This is a genomic window from Entomomonas sp. E2T0, from assembly GCF_025985425.1.
In the GTDB taxonomy this organism is placed as follows: domain Bacteria; phylum Pseudomonadota; class Gammaproteobacteria; order Pseudomonadales; family Pseudomonadaceae; genus Entomomonas.
The window spans coordinates 2,373,586-2,395,054 of the sequence record NZ_CP094972.1 but is presented as its reverse complement, the minus strand read 5'-3'; the positions used below and the strand labels follow the sequence as shown (position 1 = coordinate 2,395,054).

Sequence of the window (21,469 nt, the reverse complement as noted above, 5' to 3'; positions counted from 1 at the left end):
ATAATATGAAAGCACTCTATAGCATAGCCAAGCAGCTAAATTGGCAACCAGAACAATTTATTGATTGTCCTAAAGGCTATGTAAGAGTGCAAGTTGCTGCTGCTGGCTTAAATCGAGCAGATTTGCTACAACGCCAAGGTAAATATCCTCCACCTAAAGGTATTACTGAAGCATTAGGTTTAGAATGTGCAGGTATTATTACAGAAACTAATCAAGTCACCAATTGGCAAGTAGGTGATCGAGTTTGTGCTTTATTAGCAGGTGGAGCAATGGCATCGGAAGTGGTTATAGATGCTCGTCATTTACTACCTGTACCCAAAAATCTTTCATTAATAGAAGCAGCTGTAATACCAGAAGTATATGCCACCGCTTGGTTGAATTTATTTCAGATCGCGCAATTAAAATCTACTGAAAAGGTCTTAATTCATGCTGGGGCTGGTGGTGTAGGCTCTGCAGCTATACAACTATGTAAAGCTTTTAATAATCCTTGCTGGGTAACAGTAGGTAGCCAAGCTAGATTAGACTATTGCCTATCATTAGGTGCTCAAGGTGGTGTTGTACGTACAGAAAACCTAGATGCTCTTACTAAAGATGCCCCTTTTGATGTTATTTTAGACCCTGTAGGTGCTGATTATATGGCACTTAATACTGATCTGCTCAATGTGGATGGCCGTTGGGTTATTATCGCTATGATGGGTGGTCATAAAGCAGAAATTAATTTAGCTAAACTACTAGCGAAACGTATTCAACTTACAGGCTCAACTTTACGTAGTCGTGATAACGATTTTAAAGCAACCCTAATTAAAGGACTAACAGACAAAGTCTGGCCCTTATTTGAAACTAATCAGCTCTCTCATAATCTAGCTAAAAGCTTTGCTATTGAAGAAGCAGAACAGGCTTTTGAGGCTCTAGCAAGTAATCAGATTAATGGCAAAATAGCTTTAGTTATTAACTGAAATACCCAAATTGTTGTAAATCTATACGACCATCCTTGCTAAAGACTATTCCTTCTGCAATCAGTGCTTGATATTGGCGTTGATAATCATCCCCTGTTAAAGATATTCTGCCATGACGATTAACTATTCTAAACCAAGGAAGTGATGAATCCTCAGGTAGTTTTTTTAATATACCGCCTACTTGACGTGCAGCACGAGAAGAACCCGCCTGACGAGCAATCTCACCATAAGTTGCCACTTTACCATAAGGAATACTATAAACTGCTTGTAGTACTCTTTGATAGAAATTATCTTTAGGTAAAGTATTATCTGGCATAATTTTCAATTAATTACTGCTCTGCTGAACCTGCCCTAAATATATAAGCTAAACAACATAGAGGTAAATAAGCAATTAACAATGCAAATAGTCCATTAAAATCATTACTAGCAACCAATAGCGCAATGGGTAGTAACCATACAATATTAATCAGTAACACAGCTAGTGTAACAGGGGTATGTTTTCCAAAATACCTTGCTGCAAATTGGTAAGTGTGGCTACGATGGGCCTCATATACTTTCTCTTTACGTAATAAACGATGAACTAGTGTCCAAGTAGCATCCACAATAAATACTCCCAACAAAATAAGCCAAGCCCAAAATAGTTGAGATGAAATCCAAGCAGCTTGGATAGATAAACCGCCTAAAATAATGCCTAAGAAACCACTACCAGCATCTCCCATAAAAATTTTAGCAGGTGGAAAATTCCAGTATAAAAAACCAGCTACAACACCTGCTAAAATAAGTGCTGTATAACTTATTAATGAATAACCTGCCACATAATAAAGTAATGCTCCACTCAGACAAACACAAATAGCCTCAACACTAGCAATACCATCAATACCATCCATAAAGTTATAAAGATTAAGCAGCCACACCAAATAAAATACAGCTAATATAGAAGTTATAACAGGCGGTAAATTAATACCTAACACAGTTAGATTGGGAAATCCTGAAAACCAATACAGTAACCAAATAGCTGCTATAAAATGAGCTAATAAACGCCAACGTGCAGCGATATGGCCATGATCATCTAAAAAACCTATGATTGCCACAATAATGCCTGCCCCCCATAGTCCCCATAGAGCAAACTCAGGAATTAATTGCCACCAATATAAAAAGGGTAATAAAAACAGAAAAACAATAACAAACGCTACACCACCACCTCTAGGTGTAGGAATGGTATGAGAACTACGTTCATTTGGAATATCCATTAAGCTTTTTGCTAACGCATAATTTTTTATTAAATAAGTTAATAGACCACTGGCTAACGTAGCAATAATAACTAATATTAGTAATGACAAAGACATTATGCTTTATCCTTTAGAAAAACATTAACTGTTTTTTCTAATCCTTGCTGAACAGTAACTTTTGGTGTCCAATCTAATAATGTTTTTGCTTTAGTGATATCCACCTGCAATGAATCACATAATTGCCTTGCTATATTTTTTTTCCCTACTAGTGTAGCCATTAATCTTAGACAAGTTACGGGGATTGGTATTAAATTAGTAGACTTATTCATTGCTTTAGCCACTGCCTTTAATAGTTGAGGTGTTGATAAATCCTCTCCATCAGCCACTAAAAATAGTTGATTAGCTGCCTTAGGATGTTCCATAACTGTCCACAATAAATCAACTAAATTATCTACATTAACAAAAGAACGTTTATTGTTAATCAAACTTAATGGTAAAGGAACACCTCGATACACCCATTTAATTAAGGAAAGGAAATTAGCCTTCACCCCTTCCCCATACACTAAAGGAGGCCTAATAATAACTAACTCCATATGGGTATCTTTAGTTAATTGCCACAACGCTTGTTCTGCCTCAAACTTAGAAACTGCATAATCACCTTGTGGATTAGGTGTATCTTGTTCAGTAAAGGGCTGTTCAGTATGGTTACCATTAACACCTATTGAGCTCACAAAAATAAAACGCTTAACACCTGCTACAAGCGCTTGTTTCGCTAATTGTATAGTAGCCTCTACATTAATATCACGAAAGGCTTGTAATGGATCTGTTGCTGTTTCTTTTAAAATATGAGCACGACCAGCAATATGGACCACAATATCCGTATTATTTAGTGCTTCGCTCCAATCAACTGGCTGAGCTAAATCAGTGACTACAAATTGCTGTAGCTCACTATGTTGGGCAAGCGGTTTACGTACAGTTATTACAGGTATATAACGATGATCTGCTAATAGTCTTTTAACAAAAGCCTGTCCAACAAACCCCGTAGCCCCCGTTATTAACACTTTTTTCATTTAGAGCTCCAATAACTCTATTAAACGCTTATTCACTTTAGCTGCATCAAAATTTTGTTGAGCAATTTGATAGCTATTATTACCCATTTCAATAATCTTCTCAGGATGCTCAATGAAATAACACATTTTATCAGCCAATAGTTCTGCTGAATATGGAGCGACTAAAAAACCATTAACCCCCTCTTGTACTGTCTCCCTACAACCAGGAACATTAGTGGTAATAACTGCCCTACCAATAGCCATTGCTTCTTGGGTACTACGAGGGAACCCCTCTCTATAAAAAGAAGGCAATACAAAAACACTGCTTTTTTTAATCCAGTCAGCAACATTACTAACAAAACCAGGCCAAATAATAGTATGTTCATCTATTAATTTTTGTAATTCTAACGCTGTTAACCCACCTGGATTTTCTGTATCAATTGGACCTAGTATGACAAACTCTGCCTGAGGATATTTTTGTTTTACTATTTTAGCAGCTTCAACAAACTGAAAAACTCCCTTTTCTTTTAATAATCTCCCAATAAATAAAAAAGAAACGGTGGTATCTTTAACTGGAGTATAAGGATAATCCGATAAATTAAGCCCTATCGCACCTAAAATAGCAGTGTTTACTTTAATATTGTAATGTTCTATTAAATCTTTTCTGTCATCATCATTTAATAAAATAAGGCGATTTAAATAAGGCAAAGTACATTGATAAAGAAAAACTTGTACTCGCTTTAATAGTTTTGTTTTAAAGGGGATTCCTTCTGCTTGAGGCGTAAAAGTAAAACCTAATCCCTCTAACATTGCATAACGACGTTTTACACCAGCTAAAACTGCTGCCAATGTGCCAAAAATAACTGGTTTAGTAAAATAACAAAAAGTTTGTTCTATACTGTAAAACTTTAATTGTTTAACTAGTTTATAGGTATTAACTAAATCAACAAAAGGGTTTAAACCTGTTCGATTAAAACGATATTGAACTGCTATTGCACCTAACGCTTCTACTGCTTGCTTAGATGATTGTTGATAATCTTGAGCAAAAGCATAAACCTCATGACCTTTAGCAATAAGTGATTTAATAAGATCAATACGAAACCCTAAAATTGAATGGGCTGTCGTACCTATAATTGCTACTTTCATTCAAGTAGTTGTTCCTTAGCCAAATACTCTTTAAAACTAGGCGCTTTTGCATCTTTTTCAGAAACCAATATATCAATATCTAACTGCGGCCAGTCAATAGCTAATATAGGATCACTCCAACAAATCGCACTTTCTGAATCTTTATGATAATAATCAGTTGTTTTATATAAAAAATGAGTATTATCTTCCAGTGCTAAAAACCCATGGGCAAATCCTTCGGGAATCCATAACATCTTTTTATTTTCAGCAGATAATTCTACTGCTGTCCATTGCCCTATGGTCGGTGAACCCGCTCGAATATCAATCGCCACATCCCATGCAGAACCTTGTATCACCCTTACTAACTTACCTTGTGCATAAGGAGCACGTTGAAAATGTAAACCTCTTAATACACCCTTTTGTGAGCACGAATGATTATCTTGAACAAAAGGTCTAGGCGTAGGCAAATTTAACGCTTTTAAAGCAGTAAAAAACTTCTGCTCATTATAGCTTTCCATAAACCAACCACGATCATCGCCAAAAACCTGTGGTTCAATAATAACCACATCAGCAATCTTTGTTTGGATTAGTTTCATTTATACACCTTTTTACTATTCAGTTAACAATTCAGCAATCACACGTTTAACACCTAATTGCCAATCTGGCAAAGTCACGTTAAATGCTGTTTTTAGTTTAGTAGTCGCTAATCTTGAGTTTAATGGACGTTGGGCTGGTGTTGGGTAAGCATCCGTTGTAATTGGATTAACATTTTTAACTTTTAGTTGATCCGCAATATAAAGCTTTGCCTCATCAAAAATAACATTAGCAAAATCATACCAAGAAGCTTCACCACTAGCTGTTAAATGATAAATACCTGACAATTCAGGCTTAAGTTGTTTAATTGCATGTGCTGTGATATCTGCTATTAACTCAGCTCCAGTAGGTGCTCCTACTTGATCATTAATTATAGCTAACTCTTCTCGCTCTTTGGCTAAACGTAACATAGTTTTAATAAAGTTATTACCATGCGTTGCATAAACCCAAGATGTTCGAAATATTAGATAATTATCCACTAGTTGCTGGATAGCTTGTTCACCCACTAATTTAGTTTTACCATAAATATTTAATGGATTAGTTTTAGCAGCTTCCAATCTTGCTGTTTCACCACTACCATCAAATACATAATCAGTTGAGTAATGTATTAGCCAACTATTATATTGTTTAGCCTGCTCAGCTAAAAATTCAACAGCCTTTCCATTAATTTGTAGAGCAAGTTCTGCTTCTGACTCAGCTTTATCAACCGCTGTGTAAGCAGTTGCATTAACTATAATATGAGGTTGGTAATCAGCTATTAGCTTTTGTAAACTTTTTAGATCAGTTAAATCACCACCTTGATCATGACGATCTAAAGCTAACAACTGCCCTACAGGTGCTAAAGATCGCTGTAACTCCCAGCCAACCTGACCATTTTTACCTAATAAAAGTATTTTATTAGCCATATTGCTTAGCTATCCATTGGCGATAAGAACCACTTTTTACATGCTCAACCCATTCAGTATTAGCCAAATACCATGCAACTGTTTTCCTTAACCCCGTCTCAAAGGTTTCCTGTGGTTTCCAACCGAGTTCATTAGCTATTTTACTGGCATCTATGGCATAGCGCACATCATGACCAGGACGATCTTTAACATAGGTAATCAGATCAGTATATTGCTTTACACCTTGTGGATGACTAGGTGCTAACTCTTCCAATAAATTGCATAGAGCTTTTACCACATCAATATTACGTTTCTCATTATGACCGCCAATATTATAGGTTTCCCCTACTTTACCTTGGGTTAAAACAGTATAGAGTGCCCTTGCATGATCTTCCACATAGAGCCAATCACGAATTTGATTGCCCTCACCATAGACGGGTAAAGGTTTACCCTCTAAGGCATTTAGAATCATTAAGGGGATTAATTTTTCAGGAAAATGATAGGGGCCGTAATTGTTTGAACAGTTAGTAACTAAAATAGGTAAACCATAAGTACGTCCCCACGCCCTTACTAGATGGTCAGAACTGGCTTTACTCGCTGAATAAGGCGAGCTAGGTTCATAAGGTGTGGTTTCTGTAAATAGATCAGTAGTACCTTCTAAATCGCCATAAACCTCATCGGTAGAAACATGATGAAAGCGAAATGCCTGTTTAGCTATTTCTGTTAAAGTATTCCAATAATGACGTGTAGTTTCTAATAAGGTATAAGTACCTACAATATTGGTTTCAATAAAAGCGGCTGGACCTGTAATTGAACGATCCACATGTGATTCTGCGGCTAAATGAATAACTAAATCGGGTTGATGTGTTGCAAATACTTTTTCTAATGCTGCTTTATCACAAATATCAACCTGCTCAAAAAAGTAACGATCAGAATCAGCAATGGTTTTTAATGACTCTAAATTGCCTGCATAAGTCAACTTATCAACATTAATAACTGTATTATCAGTTTCATTAATTAAAAAACGCACTAAAGCCGAACCAATAAAGCCAGCACCACCTGTGACTAGTATTTTCATGTAATACCTAATTTACCTACGTTTATTGTCTAATAATTTTTGATACAGTGTTAACCACTGTTGAGTAATATTCTCTATATTATAATGTATTAGCACTCTTTGTTGTGCTTTTTTCGTTAACTTTAAAGCTTGCTCTGTGGATATATTTAAAGCTTCTTCCATGGCTACCGTTAATATTTTATTTTGTTTAGGTGGTACAAGCCAACCACAATCACCTAATACTTCGCGAACCCCACCACAATCAGTAGCTACAACTAATCGTTCACAGGCCATAGCCTCAGCTACGACTAAACCAAATCCTTCCCAAGCCGATGATAAAACAAAAAGATCAGCGGCAGATAATAAAGCTGCAATATCATTTCTAACACCCAAGAAAAAAACTTTATTGGTAATAGCCAATTGTTCAATTAATACCTGCAAATGAGCCTTATAGTTTTCTTCTCCTGTGCCAACTATCCACAAGACTGTATTAGCTTCCTTCAATGTTGCATAGGCCTGTAATAAATTAGGATAATCTTTAGCTTCAGTTAAACGGCCAATAGCTAACAGTACTTTGGTTTCATCTGAGATTTGATATTGCTGGCGTAATTCGTGGCGTTTTATTAGATTAAACTGAAATTTATCAGTATCAATACCATTGTACATAACTATCATGCGATCTTGCTTGGTTGCTTTCTTAGCAACAAACTCATCCACAGCTTCAGCACTAACATTGGTTGAAATATCAGCAAGCCAATCTGTTAAGCGATAAGCTAACATTCTTAACTTACCCCCTTCATACTTATTATGTGCTGTACAAACTAATACAGTTTCCCTTCTTGAAAACAGATGCGCCAAACGAGCGATAATATTTGCATGAACCATATGGCTATGAATAACATCTGGTTTAAATTGCTTTATAATTTTTATTAACCTAAATAAGGCTACTCCTAATGCGAAAGGATTCTTTTTAGTATTAAGGGCAATTACTTCAACTTCTTTTTGTAAAGGTAAAACCTTTCCTTCACCAGTTAGATAACACAAAACTATCTGATGACCAAGCTTAGCTAATTGATCCACTAAACTAACTACCTGTTGCTCAGCACCTCCCATACCAAGCCCTGTAATTAGAAAAAAAACCTTCACTCACTGTCCTTTTTATTATTAGCAGCTATATAATGAGAACATTGCATAGATCGAATAAAACACTTCAATTTGTTCTTCCAATTTTTTTCTCTTTTTAGTTGATCTTGATAAAACAATTTAAATCCTTTAGGATTTTTCTGTAAGTTTGAGGCAAAGTTTTTTGAATAACCATCCTCTAAATACTCTGTTAAATAGATATATTTTTCTGGGAAAAAGAGTATTTGTCCTTGATCGGCTATTTTATTCCACACATAAAGCTCTGGTACAAACTTCTCATCAGGTATAGTGGGAAAAGGATTATTTTGCAAAGCTGTATGCTTAAAAATATAAGCTAAATCACCCTGAAACAGATGTGTAGCCTTTGTCGGATTAATTCTTAAAACATCCCCAGATACTTTATTACCAATAATTTTCTTATCTAAAAATGCTCTTCTAAAACATAGACCTATAATTTGATCATGTTCTTGATGGTTAATTATTTCATCAATGGCTATTTTTATAGCATCATTGGTCAAAATATCATCACTATCAACAATAAACACCCAATCCCTTGCACAGTGAGTTACACCATTATTTATTGCTATATGCTTACCACTATTTTCTTGATATAAATATTCAATATCTATTCTATTATCACGTTGCAATTTTTCTATTAAATTAATGGTATTATCTGTACTACCATCATCAACTATTAACCAATTAAAACGCTTATTGGTTTGCTCACATAGAGAATTATATAAACGATTTAGTGTATAAGCTCTATTATAGGTTGGTGTTAATATCGTAATCATTTAAATGGCCCGCCTTAAAATAGTTTTCAAAATGAGAACACCACGATATTGGCCCAATCTAAATTTATTTTTTACTAATAGTTTTATCCTTCCCCATTTGCAAAGACTAGGAAAAGCTAAATAGGCCTCAAAAATTCCTTTCTGTTGCTCCGTTAGTTTACTATAAAAAAAGTCAAAAAATTCTTTTTGCTGATCATATGCGACTTTAGTAACCACTGTAGCATCTGTTCTAAAGAAAGTTTTTACTCTCGTTAGAAACCCTATTTTCTTAATACCTGAAGTATTTTTTTCATGTATACGATATAACATCAGTGGTAAAGTTAAATACTTAACCTTGCCAAAAGTATGTGCGATTAAACAAACAACATTATCATGCCCATAAAAAGGGGCTGTATAAGATTTTGCCATTTCTAATAAAGCACGATTAAATAAAAAAAGACATCCCTCATAACCACCATTTAAAAACAAAAACTCCTGTAATGTATTGGCATAATATTTCGGAATCAATCCCTTAGTAATTAGTCCTGTTTTATTACTATAATTATACCCTTGACTACATATCAGCGATGGAAACTGATCACTATTTAAGTTTTCAGTTTCTGCCAAAGCCAGTAAATGCGTTAATTTATCTTCAAACCATATATCATCTTGATCACAAAAAGCGATATATTCAGCAGTAGCATATTTCAATAAGCTAAAAAAACTTTTTCCATGTTTTAAGTTCTCACCTGCTTCTACTAATTTTATACGCTCATCCAATTGCGTAAACTTCTCAATAATAGATAAAGTATTATCGGTAGACCCATCATCTCTAATATAGAGTGTCCAATCTTTATAGCGCTGCATCAATAGCGATAGCAGCTGATTTTCAAGATATTGCTCGCCATTATAGGTTGACATTAAAATATCAACTGCCATTTTTTTTCCTTACATCTTAGGTAATATCTGTATTAATCGCTTTAAAAATAACAGAGATTGCCAATACTTATTACTACCTAAGTCAACTTGAATACAAAAGAACTCTGTTAAACAACGTAATGGACTACTACAACTGACACCTTCGGTAGAGAAAAAACCTGTTGCTTGAGGTGAGTTTACTAGCTTAGCCCCGCCAGCTACCGATTTTAGAATAAATAGTTGGTCGGCTAAAATAGGGTATTTAGGGGAATAAAAACCATATTGTTGATGCAGTGATTTTTTTATTAACAAACCAATTGAATGGCTGGCAATTAGTGCAGCAGCTCCATTCTTTGATACAGAACCGCCCTTAGGATGAAGCAGCTTGCCATTACAATCAATGGCTGTTGCAACAAAGTCTACTGATTCAGTAATAGCGGAACGAAATATAGCAACGGCTTCTTTATAAAAATAATCATCTGCGCCAGCTACCACATAGTACTCTCCTTCGCACTGCTTAATGGCTCGATTTAAGGCATCATAAATGCCAAAATCAGCTTGTGAAGTGATTTTAATATCAATACCTGTAACTTGTTTAAGTAATTCTAATGTGCCATCTGTCGAACCACCATCCGCCACAACCCATTCAAAATCCTTATCGGTTTGTTGTTGTAAGCTTTCTATTAGTTTAGGCAAATACTTCACTGCATTATAAGTGGCGGTAATAACACTGATTTTAGTATTATTATTTGCTTGCTTATTAGCGTCCATACTTATCCTCCAAGCGAATAATATCATCCTCTCCAAGATAAGAGCCTGACTGTACTTCAATTAATTCTAAGGGGATCTTACCTGGATTCTCTAAAGAGTGTATTTCGCCAATAGGAATATAAGTGGATTGATCTTCTGTCAATAAGTAAGTTTCACTATTTTTGGTAATTTTAGCTGTTCCTTTAACAATTACCCAATGTTCAGCACGGTGGTGATGTTTTTGCAAGGATAACTTAGCACCTGGCTTTACAGTAATACGTTTTACTTGGTAGCGTTCTCCGATATCAATACAATCATAAATACCCCAAGGCCTATGTACTTCACTATGTTGCACAGCCTCTATACGCCCAGCCTGCTGTAACCTAGCAACAATATCTTTAACTTGCTGTATTTTATTCTTAGCTGCCACTAATACCGCATCTTTAGTTTCAACAATTACTAAATTATCTACACCTAAAGTAGTCACTAATCTATCATTGGCATAAACTAATGTATTGGTAGTTTGTTCAACTAAAACATCACCTTTTAAGGTGTTGCCCTGTGAATCTTTATTTGTCACTTGCCAAAGAGCTGACCATGATCCTATATCTGTCCAACCAGCATCTAAGGATACCACTACAGCTTTGTCTGTTTTTTCCATAACAGCATAATCAATAGAATCCGCTGGACAGCCTAAAAAAGCCTCTTTATCGATACGGATAAAATCTAAATCAACAGTTGGTGATTGCATTGCTTGCTTACAGGCCTTATAAATATCAGGGCGATATTTTTCTAATTCTGCTAAATAAGTTTTAGCAGTAAACATAAACATACCACTATTCCAACAATAATGGCCTGCTTGTAAATACTCTTCAGCAATGGTCTGACTTGGCTTCTCTATAAACTGCTTAACTTGGTAACTACCCTCTGCTATTTGAGCTCCTTGCTCAATATAACCATAACCTGTTTCAGGCGCAGTAGGCACAATACCAAAAGTAACTAAATAGTCCTGTTTAGCTAACTCTAAGGCATTACTAACCACTTGTTGAAAAACTTTAGTATTTTGAATTAAATGATCAGCTGCCAATACTAATAAAATAGCATTAGGATTCTGCTGATAAACTTTAAAAGCAGCTAAAGCAACCGCAGGCGCTGTATTACGCCCTACTGGCTCTAATAAAATAGTCGCTTTTTGTTCTAACTGCCTTAACTGTTCAGCGACTAAAAAACGGTGTGCTTCATTACAAATAACAATAGGTTCTTGCTTGTTAATGCCATCTAATCTATTAATAGTATCTTGCAGCAATGAATATTCACCTACTAAAGCCAAAAATTGCTTTGGCTTAGTTTGGCGTGATAAAGGCCATAACCTTGTTCCTGAACCACCAGACATAATGACAGGAACCAATGGTTGTTCCATCGCCTCTACCATAGTAAATATTCCTTAAAAATGATTAACTAGCTCATATTATAAAGTGGAACACCACTTTCGTCAGACATATTTTTACGATACTGATCTACTTTTGAGGGATAGTTCACACCTTCCACAATAGACAACCCCCTTAATAGAGGAAATAATTGGATATCATCCTCTGATAATTCACCATTACAAGCCTTAGGAGATTTAATCAATGGTTCTAAAGCTAACAAATCCTTATTAATCTTAGCTAACCAATGATCTGTTTCAGACAATAGTGTTTTAAAGTCACCAAAAGCCGCTTCTTTTTTGTTGGTAAAATAAGTTCGTGCTTCCTCAGTGGTAAATTCCGGCAAGGTAGCATTCACATAACGAGGAATAAGTAATTTATTAATATAACTATTTACCTGTTTAATCCAAGCAGCAACTGCTGGGCTAGTTTCACCAGTCAATACTGGATTACCATCAATATTATTGATTTTATGGACAATATCCATACTTTCGCCCATATAGTGACCATCTTCATCTAAAATGGGTAACATTTTTTCCCCAATCATCTTAATAGGGGTTGCTTCATCATCATTTAGCAAATAATGAATCACATAAGGCCGTTTTTTTAAGCCAAAAATCATTCGTGCTTTTACACAAAATGGGCAGTGATCATAAACATATAAAACTTCCATTATAACTCCTTACTAATCTTTGCATCATAGGTTAAACTAATCAGCTTACTTATTATCAGGTTAGCCATGCTCAATAACGAACTCAAGTCGCAAATTCAACAAGCTTACTCTAACTTCTTAGAAGCTAAAGGGCTAAAACCTCGTTATGGACAAAGACTAATGATTGCAGAAATTGCAAAAGTCTTTGGCACAATTGCTACTGATGACAAAGGCCAGCGTGTTGGTGATTCCGCCATTATAGCAGTTGAAGCAGGTACAGGCACAGGTAAAACAGTGGCTTATAGTATAGCTGCAATACCTTGTGCCCAATTTGAAGAAAAGCAACTGATTATTTCAACGGCTACTGTTGCCTTACAAGAACAAATTATCTATAAAGACCTACCTGATATTGCTAAACATACCAATTTAAACTTCACTTATGCATTAGCGAAAGGTCGTGGTCGCTATCTTTGTTTAACCAAATTAGATCGTTTATTACAGGAAGACCAATACACGAGCGACTCATTATTTGAAGAAACATTAGAAAATACTAATAAGCTTGATATAAAGCTATATAAAAGCATGCTAGATAAACTAGCGAGTGGCAAATGGGATGGTGATCGAGATGGGTGGAAAGAAATTATTACTGATGAAGAATGGCATAGTGTAACCACAGAACATAGCCAATGTACTAATAGATTATGCACTAACTTTCAACAATGCCCTTTCTTTAAGGCACGCACCCAATTAGATGATGTTGATATTATAGTCACTAACCATGATATGGTATTAGCTGATTTAGCTTTAGGTGGTGGTGTGGTATTACCTGCCCCGCAACAAAGTTTATATATCTTTGATGAAGGACATCATCTCGCAGATAAAGCAATCAATCATTTTGCTCACTTTACGCGCTTACAATCTACTACTGATTGGCTAGACCAAACCTCAAAAACACTGACTAAACTTTTAAAACAGTTTTCTCCCAGTGGCGACTTTGGCAGAATATTGGAAAAAATACCTGAATTAATTACTCCTTTAAGGGAACAACAGCATTTTATGCTTAATGCTTGTATGGGTTTATTTTCAATACCTGAAGCTAAAAATTCAGATAATCAAGAAGCGCCGCGTTACCGCTTTAATCATGGCATTGTTCCAGAAAATCTCTTAACCATTGCTACAGAGCTAAAAAAAGGCTTTGCCTCATTGGTTGATTGTTTGAGTCATCTCACTGATCTATTAAAACAAGCAATGGATGGTAAAATTAATTTAAGCTTGCCGTCTTATATTGCTGAAGACTGGTATCCAGCCTTTGGTGCATTGCTTAGCCGCGCTGAAAACAATTGGGAATTATGGACAGCCTTTACGGTTATAGATAAAGAAGACAAACCTCCTCATGCCCGTTGGCTTACCTTATATACTTCAGGTAATTACTTAGATATTGAAGTTAATGCCAGCCCTATTTTAGCTGCTGATACATTACGTCAATCACTTTGGAATACTGCCCATGGGGCATTACTTACCTCTGCCACCTTAACAGCGTTAGGCAAGTTTGATCGATTGATTATGCGTGCAGGGCTGCCTGACTCTACGGTAACCTGCATTGTGCCAAGCCCGTTCCAATATGAACAGGCTGGTTTATTACAAGTTCCTAACCTTAAAGCCGATCCTAGAGATGTTGCTGATCATACAGCGGCTATTATCAAGGCATTACCTGAACTTACTCAGGATTATCAAGGTTCCCTTGTATTATTCTCTTCAAGAAAACAAATGCAAGATGTCTATGCAGGACTAACCAATACCTATCAAGAATCTATACTGGTACAAAGCAGCTTATCCAAACAAGAGTTACTAAAACAACATAAAACCCGTATAGATAAAGGATTAACCAGTATCTTATTTGGTCTTGCTAGTTTAGCTGAAGGTGTTGATTTACCAGGTGAATATTGTGAACATGTGATTATTGCTAAAATTCCTTTTGCAGTACCTGATGATCCCATTGAAGCAGCATTAGCAGAATGGATTGAAAAAAGAGGGGGTAATCCTTTTATGGAAATTACTGTACCCGATGCTTCATTACGTCTTATACAAGCTTGTGGTCGATTGATTCGCACTGAGCAAGATAAAGGCACTATCACCCTGCTTGATCGCCGCATTATCAATAAAAGCTATGGTAAAGCGTTACTCAACGCATTACCTCCTTTTAGACGAGAAATTCATTAATGCTAAACGCTTAAAAGCATATTTACACATTAGCACATACTTTTAAAAAATATATTAGTTGCTATTTAATTAAAATACGCGCATAGTAGCTGAGTGTTCTCAAGTTGAATTGTTTTTTTCTGGTTGTAGTTCTGTTAGCTTTCTTGCCGATATTGTTTTCTTCCAAATCTTTTCTTCTCTGCTTGATGCCTATATTTGGTTTAATCTCCATATAGGATACACGCATTTTTTATTTTTTATTTAGGACATTTAGTTTTATGAAAACAGGTATTGTAAAGTGGTTTAACGAAGAGAAAGGCTTTGGTTTTATCACCCCAACAGATGGTAGCAAAGATTGTTTCGCCCACTACTCAGAAATCGCTAGTTCAGGATTCAAAACCCTAATGGAAGGTCAACAAGTATCTTTCAGTGTTACCCAAGGTAGCAAAGGGCCACAAGCAACTAATATTCAGGTTGCTTAACCCAATCAAAGCTCTATATGATTTAGTATAGAGCTTTTATATCTCCCTCTTGTATTAATTCCTAATAATCAATGCTACTAACAAGATTAAGCTCTTATCCTTTGCTGATTATCTAAAAACCATTGATAAGTATCGTGCAATCCTTGCTCTAAACCAATACTAGCCTGCCAGCCCAATATATCTAAGCGTGATACATCTAATAATTTGCGTGGTGTACCATCTGGTTTACTGCTATCAAATACCAACTCACCCGTAAAACCAGTTATCTTAGCCATTAACTCTGCTAACTCTCTAATAGTACAGTCCTTACCTGCCCCTATATTAATATGGGATAGCATAGGTTGTGTATGTGACTGATAAAAAGCTTTATCTAACTCCATCACATGCACACAAGCAGCAGCCATATCATCAACATGTAAAAACTCACGGCGTGGATTACCACTTCCCCAAATTGTTACAGTTTCTTCTTTATTTTCTACAGCTTCATGAAAACGTCGTAATAATGCAGGGATTACATGGCTATTTTCAGTGTGAAAATTGTCATTAGGGCCATATAAATTAGTAGGCATGACACTGCGATAATCTCGCTCATATTGTCTATTATAACTTTCACAAAGTTTTATGCCTGCTATTTTGGCTATAGCATAAGGCTCATTAGTCGCTTCTAAAACACCTGTTAATAATGAGTCTTCTCGCATAGGCTGTTGTGCTAATTTAGGATAAATACAAGAAGAACCTAGAAATAATAGCTTATTCACATCAGCTTTATGCGCTGCATGAATAACATTAGCCTCAATCATTAGATTTTCGTAAATAAACTCAGCTGGATAAATATTATTAGCGTGTATTCCACCCACCTTGGCAGCTGCTAAATAGACTTGTTGAATGCTATTATGTTGAAAAAAATCATTAACAGCTCGTTGATCCAATAAATCTAATTCTTTGCGAGAGCAAGTGACAATATTAGTATAGCCTAATGCTTTTAAACGACGAATAATCGCTGAACCAACCATTCCCTTATGGCCTGCAATAAAAACAGCTTGATCTAAGGCATGCATTGCTACTAATCCTCTATACTTACAGGTAACTCATAACCATGTTGTTTTAATAAAGCATGGCGTTTAGCCGTTTTTAGGTCTTCTTTAACCATATCGTGACACATTTCCTGAACAGTAATTTCAGGCACCCAACCTAGTTTTTGCTTAGCTTTAGTAGGATCACCTAACAATGTTTCTACTTCAGTAGGTCGGAAATAACGAGGGTCTACTCTTACAATAATATCACCCACATCTAAAGCAGGTGCATCATTACCAGTAATTGCTGTAATCACAGCATATTCATTAATACCTTCCCCCTTAAACTCAAGGGTAATACCCAGTTGTTCCGCTGACCAACGAATAAAATCTCGTACCGAATATTGCTTCCCTGTAGCTATAACAAAGTCTTCTGGCTGCTCTTGTTGCAACATAAGCCATTGCATCCGCACATAATCTTTAGCATGTCCCCAATCGCGCAAAGCATTAAGATTACCAAGGTATAAACATTGCTCTAAACCTTGTGCAATATAAGCCAAACCACGGGTAATTTTACGGGTGACAAAGGTTTCCCCTCTGCGTGGCGACTCGTGATTAAATAAAATACCATTACATGCATACATGCCATAGGCTTCACGATAATTTACAGTGATCCAATAAGCATAGAGCTTGGCTGCTGCATAAGGAGAACGTGGGTAAAAAGGTGTTGTTTCTTTTTGTGGCGTTTCTTGCACTAAACCATAAAGCTCAGAAGTAGAGGCTTGATAGAAGCGCGTTTTTTTCTCTAAACCCAATAAACGAATAGCTTCTAATAGTCTTAATGTCCCCATACCATCTACATCAGCTGTATATTCAGGTGATTCAAAACTCACTGCCACATGCGACTGTGCCCCAAGATTATAAATCTCATCGGGTTGTATTTGTTGAATAATACGGGTCAAATTAGAGGTATCTGTTAGATCACCATAGTGCAGAATAAAGTTTTTATTTTCCACATGTGGATCTTGATAGATATGGTCAATACGTTGGGTATTGAATGAAGAAGCACGACGCTTAATACCATGCACCTCATACCCTTTTTCTAATAAAAATTCGGCAAGATAAGAACCATCTTGCCCAGTAATACCTGTTATTAATGCTTTTTTAGCCATCGCTAATCCTTGAAAACTACCCTTACCAACTATTTGATAAGGGCAATTTAACTTATTGATTATCAGCTAAGAAGAACCACGTATCTAAAACTGAATCAGGATTTAATGAAACACTTTCGATACCTTGTTCCATCAACCATTTTGCTAAATCAGGATGGTCTGATGGTCCTTGTCCACAAATGCCAATATATTTATTAGCTTTACGACATGCCTGAATAGCCATAGATAATAGTTTCTTAACAGCAGGATTACGCTCATCAAATAAATGGGCAATAACACCTGAATCTCTATCTAACCCTAAGGTTAATTGAGTCATATCATTAGAGCCAATAGAGAAACCATCAAAATACTCTAAGAACTCATCAGCCAGTAACGCATTGGATGGTAATTCACACATCATAATAACGCGTAAACCATTCTCACCACGCTTTAAGCCATACTCGGCTAATAAATCAATTACTTGGCTAGCTTCACCTAATGTACGAACAAAGGGTACCATTAGTTCCACATTGGTTAAGCCCATTTCTTCGCGCACACGTTTCATGGCACGACATTCTAGCTCAAAGCAATCGCGGAAAGACTCGCTAATATAACGAGAAGCACCACGGAAGCCCAACATGGGGTTTTCTTCTTCAGGTTCATATAACTTGCCACCAATTAAGTTGGCATATTCATTGGATTTAAAGTCAGATAAACGCACAATCACTTTCTTAGGATAAAAAGCAGCGGCTAAAGTACTTACTCCTTCCACTAGTTTATCTACATAGAAATCAACAGGGCTACTGTATCCAGCAATACGTTTTTCAACCGCTTCTTTCACATCCATGGGCAAGCCATTAAAGTTTAATAATGCCTTAGGATGCACCCCTATCATACGGTTAATAATAAACTCTAAACGTGCTAAACCAACGCCTTCATTCGGTAGCATTGAGAAATCAAAAGCACGATCAGGATTACCCACATTCATCATGATTTTGAATTTTAAAGGTGGCATAGCATCTACTGAGCTTTTACGAATATCAAAATCCAATTTACCTTCGTAAATAACCCCTGTATCACCTTCTGCACAAGAAACAGTAACTTCTTGACCATCTTTTAAAACTTTGGTTGCATCGCCACAACCTACTACCGCAGGGATACCTAATTCACGAGCAATAATAGCAGCATGGCAAGTACGACCACCACGATTGGTAACAATCGCGCTAGCACGCTTCATTACTGGCTCCCAATCTGGATCCGTCATATCAGAGACTAATACATCACCAGGTTGTACCTTGTCCATTTCAGCCACACTATGGATAATTTTTACAGGGCCAGAACCTATACGCTGCCCAATTGCACGACCTTCTACAAGAATATTACCCTTTTCTTTCATTAGGTAACGTTCCATTACACTAATATTGGTACGGCTTTTTACGGTTTCAGGACGAGATTGCACAATATAAAGTTTGCCATCATCACCATCTTTCGCCCATTCAATATCCATTGGACGACCATAGTGTTTCTCAATAATTAATGCTTGTTTAGCTAGATTAGCTACTTCTTCATCAGTAATACAGAAACGAGCACGTTCTTCATTGGCCACATCAACCGTTTTTACTGAGTGCCCTGCTTTAGCTTCATCCCCATAAACCATCTTAATGGCTTTGCTACCTAAATTACGACGTAAAATAGCAGGACGACCAGCTTCTAAAGTAGGCTTATGTACATAAAACTCATCCGGATTGACAGCACCTTGTACGACGGTTTCTCCTAAACCATAAGCACCTGTAATAAATACAACATCTCTAAAACCAGATTCTGTATCTAGGGTAAACATCACCCCTGCGGTACCTGTTTCAGAACGAACCATACGTTGTACACCAGCCGATAAAGCCACTAACTTATGATCAAACCCTTGATGCACACGATAAGCAATCGCACGATCATTAAATAAAGAGGCAAATACTTCTTTAGCAGCACGAATTACATTATCAACGCCACGAATATTTAAAAAGGTTTCTTGTTGGCCCGCGAAAGAAGCATCTGGAAGGTCTTCGGCAGTTGCAGAGGAACGAACAGCTACTGAAATATCATGCCCTTGAGCTAACTCAGCAAATGCAGTACGAATATCTGCATCTAATTGAGCAGGAAAGTCCGCCTCCATAATCCATTGGCGAATTTGGCTACCTGCTTTAGCTAAAGCATTAACATCATCTACATCTAATGTGTCTAGTAAATCATGGATACGATTATTTAAACCACTTTGCTCCAAGAACTCACGATAAGCGTCAGCTGTTGTGGCAAAACCTCCTGGTACGGAAACTCCTGCACCAGCTAAATTACTAATCATTTCACCCAAGGAGGCATTCTTGCCTCCTACCGTCTCCACGTCGTGTACGCCTACATTCTCTAATGAAACTACGTACTTTGTATTAGTCGCCAAGGCTGTCTCTCCACTCTAACGATTGACAATAGGTCACACAAGATGACTCAGTTAATATCTATCATAATGAAAATACTAAACAAGCATATTTTTCTAGCAAATTCTTTTTAAAAAAACTTACTAATAAAAAATAATCGCATTACTATAGCAGACTTGAGCGTAATATTGTTTAATTTTAGGCAAGCATTTTATGAAAAGAACCGCATTTTTTGTATCTGATGGTACTGGTATTACAGCTGAAGCAATAGGTCATAGCTTATTGTCACAGTTTGATAAAATAGAACTACAAATGACCACTAAGCCTTATATTAATACGGTTGAAAAAGCCCAACAGCTCGTTCAACAAGTTAATGAGGCGGCGGAAAAAGATGGTGTGCGCCCCCTTGTTTTTGAAACTATTATTAATCAAGAAATTAGTAATACCTTAAAACAATGTAATGGCTTTATTATTAATATTTTTTCTACTTTCTTATCTTCTTTAGAAACAGAGCTAGATACAAAAGCCACTGGCTCTGTAGGAAAAACTCACTCTATTTCAAATAGTTATGTAGATCGTATTGATGCTATTAACTTTGCCTTAGATAATGATGATGGTTCACGTACTCGTTTTTATGATCGTGCGGATATTATTCTAATTGGTGCCTCTCGCACAGGTAAAACCCCTAGCTGCCTTTATATGGCCATGCAATATGGTATACGTGCAGCTAATTATCCATTAACAGAAGAAGATTTAGAAAGCCGTAAATTACCAGAACCACTGCGAGATCATAAAAATAAGCTATTTGGTTTAACCATTGATGTAGACCGTTTAGTAGCTATTCGTAATGAACGCCGCTCCAATAGTAAATACGCTAGTTATGCCCAATGTCAATATGAAATCCAAGAGATAGAAGCATTATTTCAGAGGGAAAATATCGCCTTTGTTAACTCTACTCATTTTTCAGTAGAAGAAATTGCTGCTAAAATCCTAGCAACCCAAAACGTGACTAGACGTTTTTAATGAGGAGTTTACTAATGAAATGCCCAAGTTGCCAACAAGGCGAATTAAAATATTCGCAACTGGAAGAATTTCTTCCTTGTCAAACCTGTAATCATTGCGGTGGTAATTGGTTATTGCTGATAGACTACTTAAGTTGGCAAAGCGTTACTAAATTTGCCGCTACTACAGATGAAACTCACACTAATACCACCATTGAAGCGGATGAAAGTAGCCATGCATTAATCTGCCCTGTTACAGGCACATTAATGACTAAATACCGTATTTCAAGTAAAAGCACTCACAAAATTGATTTAAGTACGGCAGCTAATGCCATTTGGTTGGATAAAGGCGAATGGGTGCTCTTAAAACAACAAGGCTTAAGCCATAAACTAAATAGTATTTTTACAGAACCTTATCAAAAACACATTCGTGAAGAGCTAGCCTCTAAAACATTTGAGGAGCTTTATCAACATCAATTTGGTAAAGAAGCTTATCAACAATTAAAAACTTTCCGCACATGGTTAGATAAGCAAGATAAACGTGCAGCTATGCTTGCCTATTTAATAGCAGAAGATCCTTATTCAGCCATTCGCTAACGTATAAGACGACTGTTTTAATTAATTTAAAACAGTCTTATCTAAG

At 36.4% G+C, this 21,469-nt stretch carries 21 protein-coding genes; 5 read left to right on the top strand and 16 right to left on the bottom strand.

What is annotated here, in order from left to right:
- Window positions 1-5: 5 nt before the first annotated feature.
- On the top strand, window positions 6-956 hold the full coding sequence (locus MTZ49_RS11660) for an NAD(P)H-quinone oxidoreductase (protein WP_264745714.1): 951 nt from the start codon (window positions 6-8) through the stop codon (window positions 954-956).
- Here the strand turns inward: MTZ49_RS11660 and MTZ49_RS11655 are convergent.
- The 13 genes from MTZ49_RS11655 to grxB are packed head-to-tail and all read right to left on the bottom strand — an operon-like array spanning window position 949 to window position 12,578.
- A complete protein-coding gene (locus MTZ49_RS11655; protein ID WP_264745713.1) occupies window positions 949-1,272 on the bottom strand; it encodes an MGMT family protein in 324 nt (107 codons plus the stop codon). The two genes, MTZ49_RS11660 and MTZ49_RS11655, sit on opposite strands and share 8 nt — an antisense overlap.
- Before the next feature lie 13 nt (window positions 1,273-1,285).
- A complete protein-coding gene (locus tag MTZ49_RS11650; protein WP_264745712.1) occupies window positions 1,286-2,302 on the bottom strand; it encodes an MraY family glycosyltransferase in 1,017 nt (338 codons plus the stop codon).
- Window positions 2,302-3,255, bottom strand: a complete 954-nt coding sequence (locus MTZ49_RS11645) for a UDP-glucose 4-epimerase family protein (protein ID WP_264745711.1) — start codon at window positions 3,253-3,255, stop codon at window positions 2,302-2,304. The genes MTZ49_RS11650 and MTZ49_RS11645 overlap by 1 nt, the downstream gene beginning before the upstream one ends.
- A complete protein-coding gene (locus MTZ49_RS11640; protein WP_264745710.1) occupies window positions 3,256-4,380 on the bottom strand; it encodes a glycosyltransferase family 4 protein in 1,125 nt (374 codons plus the stop codon).
- Window positions 4,377-4,955, bottom strand: a complete 579-nt coding sequence (rfbC, locus tag MTZ49_RS11635) for a dTDP-4-dehydrorhamnose 3,5-epimerase (RefSeq protein ID WP_264745709.1) — start codon at window positions 4,953-4,955, stop codon at window positions 4,377-4,379. The genes MTZ49_RS11640 and rfbC overlap by 4 nt, the downstream gene beginning before the upstream one ends.
- 15 nt (window positions 4,956-4,970) lie before the next feature.
- Entirely contained in the window at window positions 4,971-5,858 is an 888-nt protein-coding gene (rfbD, locus tag MTZ49_RS11630) for a dTDP-4-dehydrorhamnose reductase (protein ID WP_264745708.1), read from the bottom strand.
- Complete coding sequence (rfbB, locus tag MTZ49_RS11625) at window positions 5,851-6,915, bottom strand: dTDP-glucose 4,6-dehydratase (protein ID WP_264745707.1); 1,065 nt, start codon at window positions 6,913-6,915, stop codon at window positions 5,851-5,853. The genes rfbD and rfbB overlap by 8 nt, the downstream gene beginning before the upstream one ends.
- Before the next feature lie 12 nt (window positions 6,916-6,927).
- Window positions 6,928-8,040, bottom strand: coding sequence for a glycosyltransferase (locus tag MTZ49_RS11620; RefSeq protein ID WP_264745706.1), 1,113 nt, complete (start codon window positions 8,038-8,040; stop codon window positions 6,928-6,930).
- Entirely contained in the window at window positions 8,037-8,831 is a 795-nt protein-coding gene (locus tag MTZ49_RS11615; protein WP_264745705.1) for a glycosyltransferase family 2 protein, read from the bottom strand. Before MTZ49_RS11615 ends, MTZ49_RS11620 begins: the two co-directional genes overlap by 4 nt.
- Window positions 8,832-9,749 carry a glycosyltransferase gene (locus MTZ49_RS11610; RefSeq protein ID WP_264745704.1) on the bottom strand — a complete coding sequence of 306 codons (918 nt, stop codon included), beginning with the start codon at window positions 9,747-9,749 and terminating at the stop codon, window positions 8,832-8,834. It lies immediately after the preceding gene.
- 9 nt (window positions 9,750-9,758) lie between these two features.
- Window positions 9,759-10,499: a glycosyltransferase gene (locus MTZ49_RS11605; protein WP_264745703.1), complete on the bottom strand. Its 741-nt coding sequence runs from the start codon at window positions 10,497-10,499 to the stop codon at window positions 9,759-9,761.
- Window positions 10,489-11,910, bottom strand: a complete 1,422-nt coding sequence (locus tag MTZ49_RS11600; RefSeq protein WP_264745702.1) for a mannose-1-phosphate guanylyltransferase/mannose-6-phosphate isomerase — start codon at window positions 11,908-11,910, stop codon at window positions 10,489-10,491. The genes MTZ49_RS11605 and MTZ49_RS11600 overlap by 11 nt, the downstream gene beginning before the upstream one ends.
- Before the next feature lie 26 nt (window positions 11,911-11,936).
- On the bottom strand, window positions 11,937-12,578 hold the full coding sequence (gene grxB / locus MTZ49_RS11595; protein ID WP_264745701.1) for a glutaredoxin 2: 642 nt from the start codon (window positions 12,576-12,578) through the stop codon (window positions 11,937-11,939).
- Between the two features lie 66 nt (window positions 12,579-12,644).
- Here grxB and dinG point away from each other — a divergent pair, with 66 nt between their 5' ends.
- Window positions 12,645-14,777, top strand: coding sequence for an ATP-dependent DNA helicase DinG (gene dinG / locus MTZ49_RS11590; RefSeq protein WP_264745700.1), 2,133 nt, complete (start codon window positions 12,645-12,647; stop codon window positions 14,775-14,777).
- Window positions 14,778-15,034: 257 nt separating this feature from the next.
- Window positions 15,035-15,238 carry a cold-shock protein gene (locus tag MTZ49_RS11585; protein WP_264745699.1) on the top strand — a complete coding sequence of 68 codons (204 nt, stop codon included), beginning with the start codon at window positions 15,035-15,037 and terminating at the stop codon, window positions 15,236-15,238.
- An 86-nt stretch (window positions 15,239-15,324) separates the two neighbouring features.
- On the opposite strand, the gene fcl is transcribed toward MTZ49_RS11585, so the two are convergent.
- Genes fcl through ppsA form a run of 3 tightly spaced genes read right to left on the bottom strand, consistent with a single transcriptional unit; the run spans window position 15,325 to window position 19,848 of the window.
- A complete protein-coding gene (gene fcl / locus MTZ49_RS11580; RefSeq protein ID WP_264745698.1) occupies window positions 15,325-16,296 on the bottom strand; it encodes a GDP-L-fucose synthase in 972 nt (323 codons plus the stop codon).
- Between the two features lie 5 nt (window positions 16,297-16,301).
- A complete protein-coding gene (gene gmd / locus MTZ49_RS11575; RefSeq protein ID WP_264745697.1) occupies window positions 16,302-17,423 on the bottom strand; it encodes a GDP-mannose 4,6-dehydratase in 1,122 nt (373 codons plus the stop codon).
- Between the two features lie 52 nt (window positions 17,424-17,475).
- Window positions 17,476-19,848 (bottom strand): phosphoenolpyruvate synthase, encoded by a 2,373-nt coding sequence (gene ppsA / locus MTZ49_RS11570; RefSeq protein WP_264745696.1) that lies wholly within the window; start codon window positions 19,846-19,848, stop codon window positions 17,476-17,478.
- A 190-nt stretch (window positions 19,849-20,038) separates the two neighbouring features.
- Between ppsA and MTZ49_RS11565 the strand changes: the two genes are divergently transcribed.
- Together MTZ49_RS11565 and MTZ49_RS11560 are read left to right on the top strand one after the other, a co-directional pair.
- Entirely contained in the window at window positions 20,039-20,848 is an 810-nt protein-coding gene (locus tag MTZ49_RS11565) for a pyruvate, water dikinase regulatory protein (protein WP_264745695.1), read from the top strand.
- A gap of 14 nt (window positions 20,849-20,862) precedes the next feature.
- The gene (locus MTZ49_RS11560; RefSeq protein ID WP_264745694.1) at window positions 20,863-21,423 is read left to right on the top strand and encodes a zf-TFIIB domain-containing protein; all 561 of its coding nucleotides are present in this window, start codon (window positions 20,863-20,865) and stop codon (window positions 21,421-21,423) included.
- The last annotated feature ends 46 nt before the right edge of the window (window positions 21,424-21,469 follow it).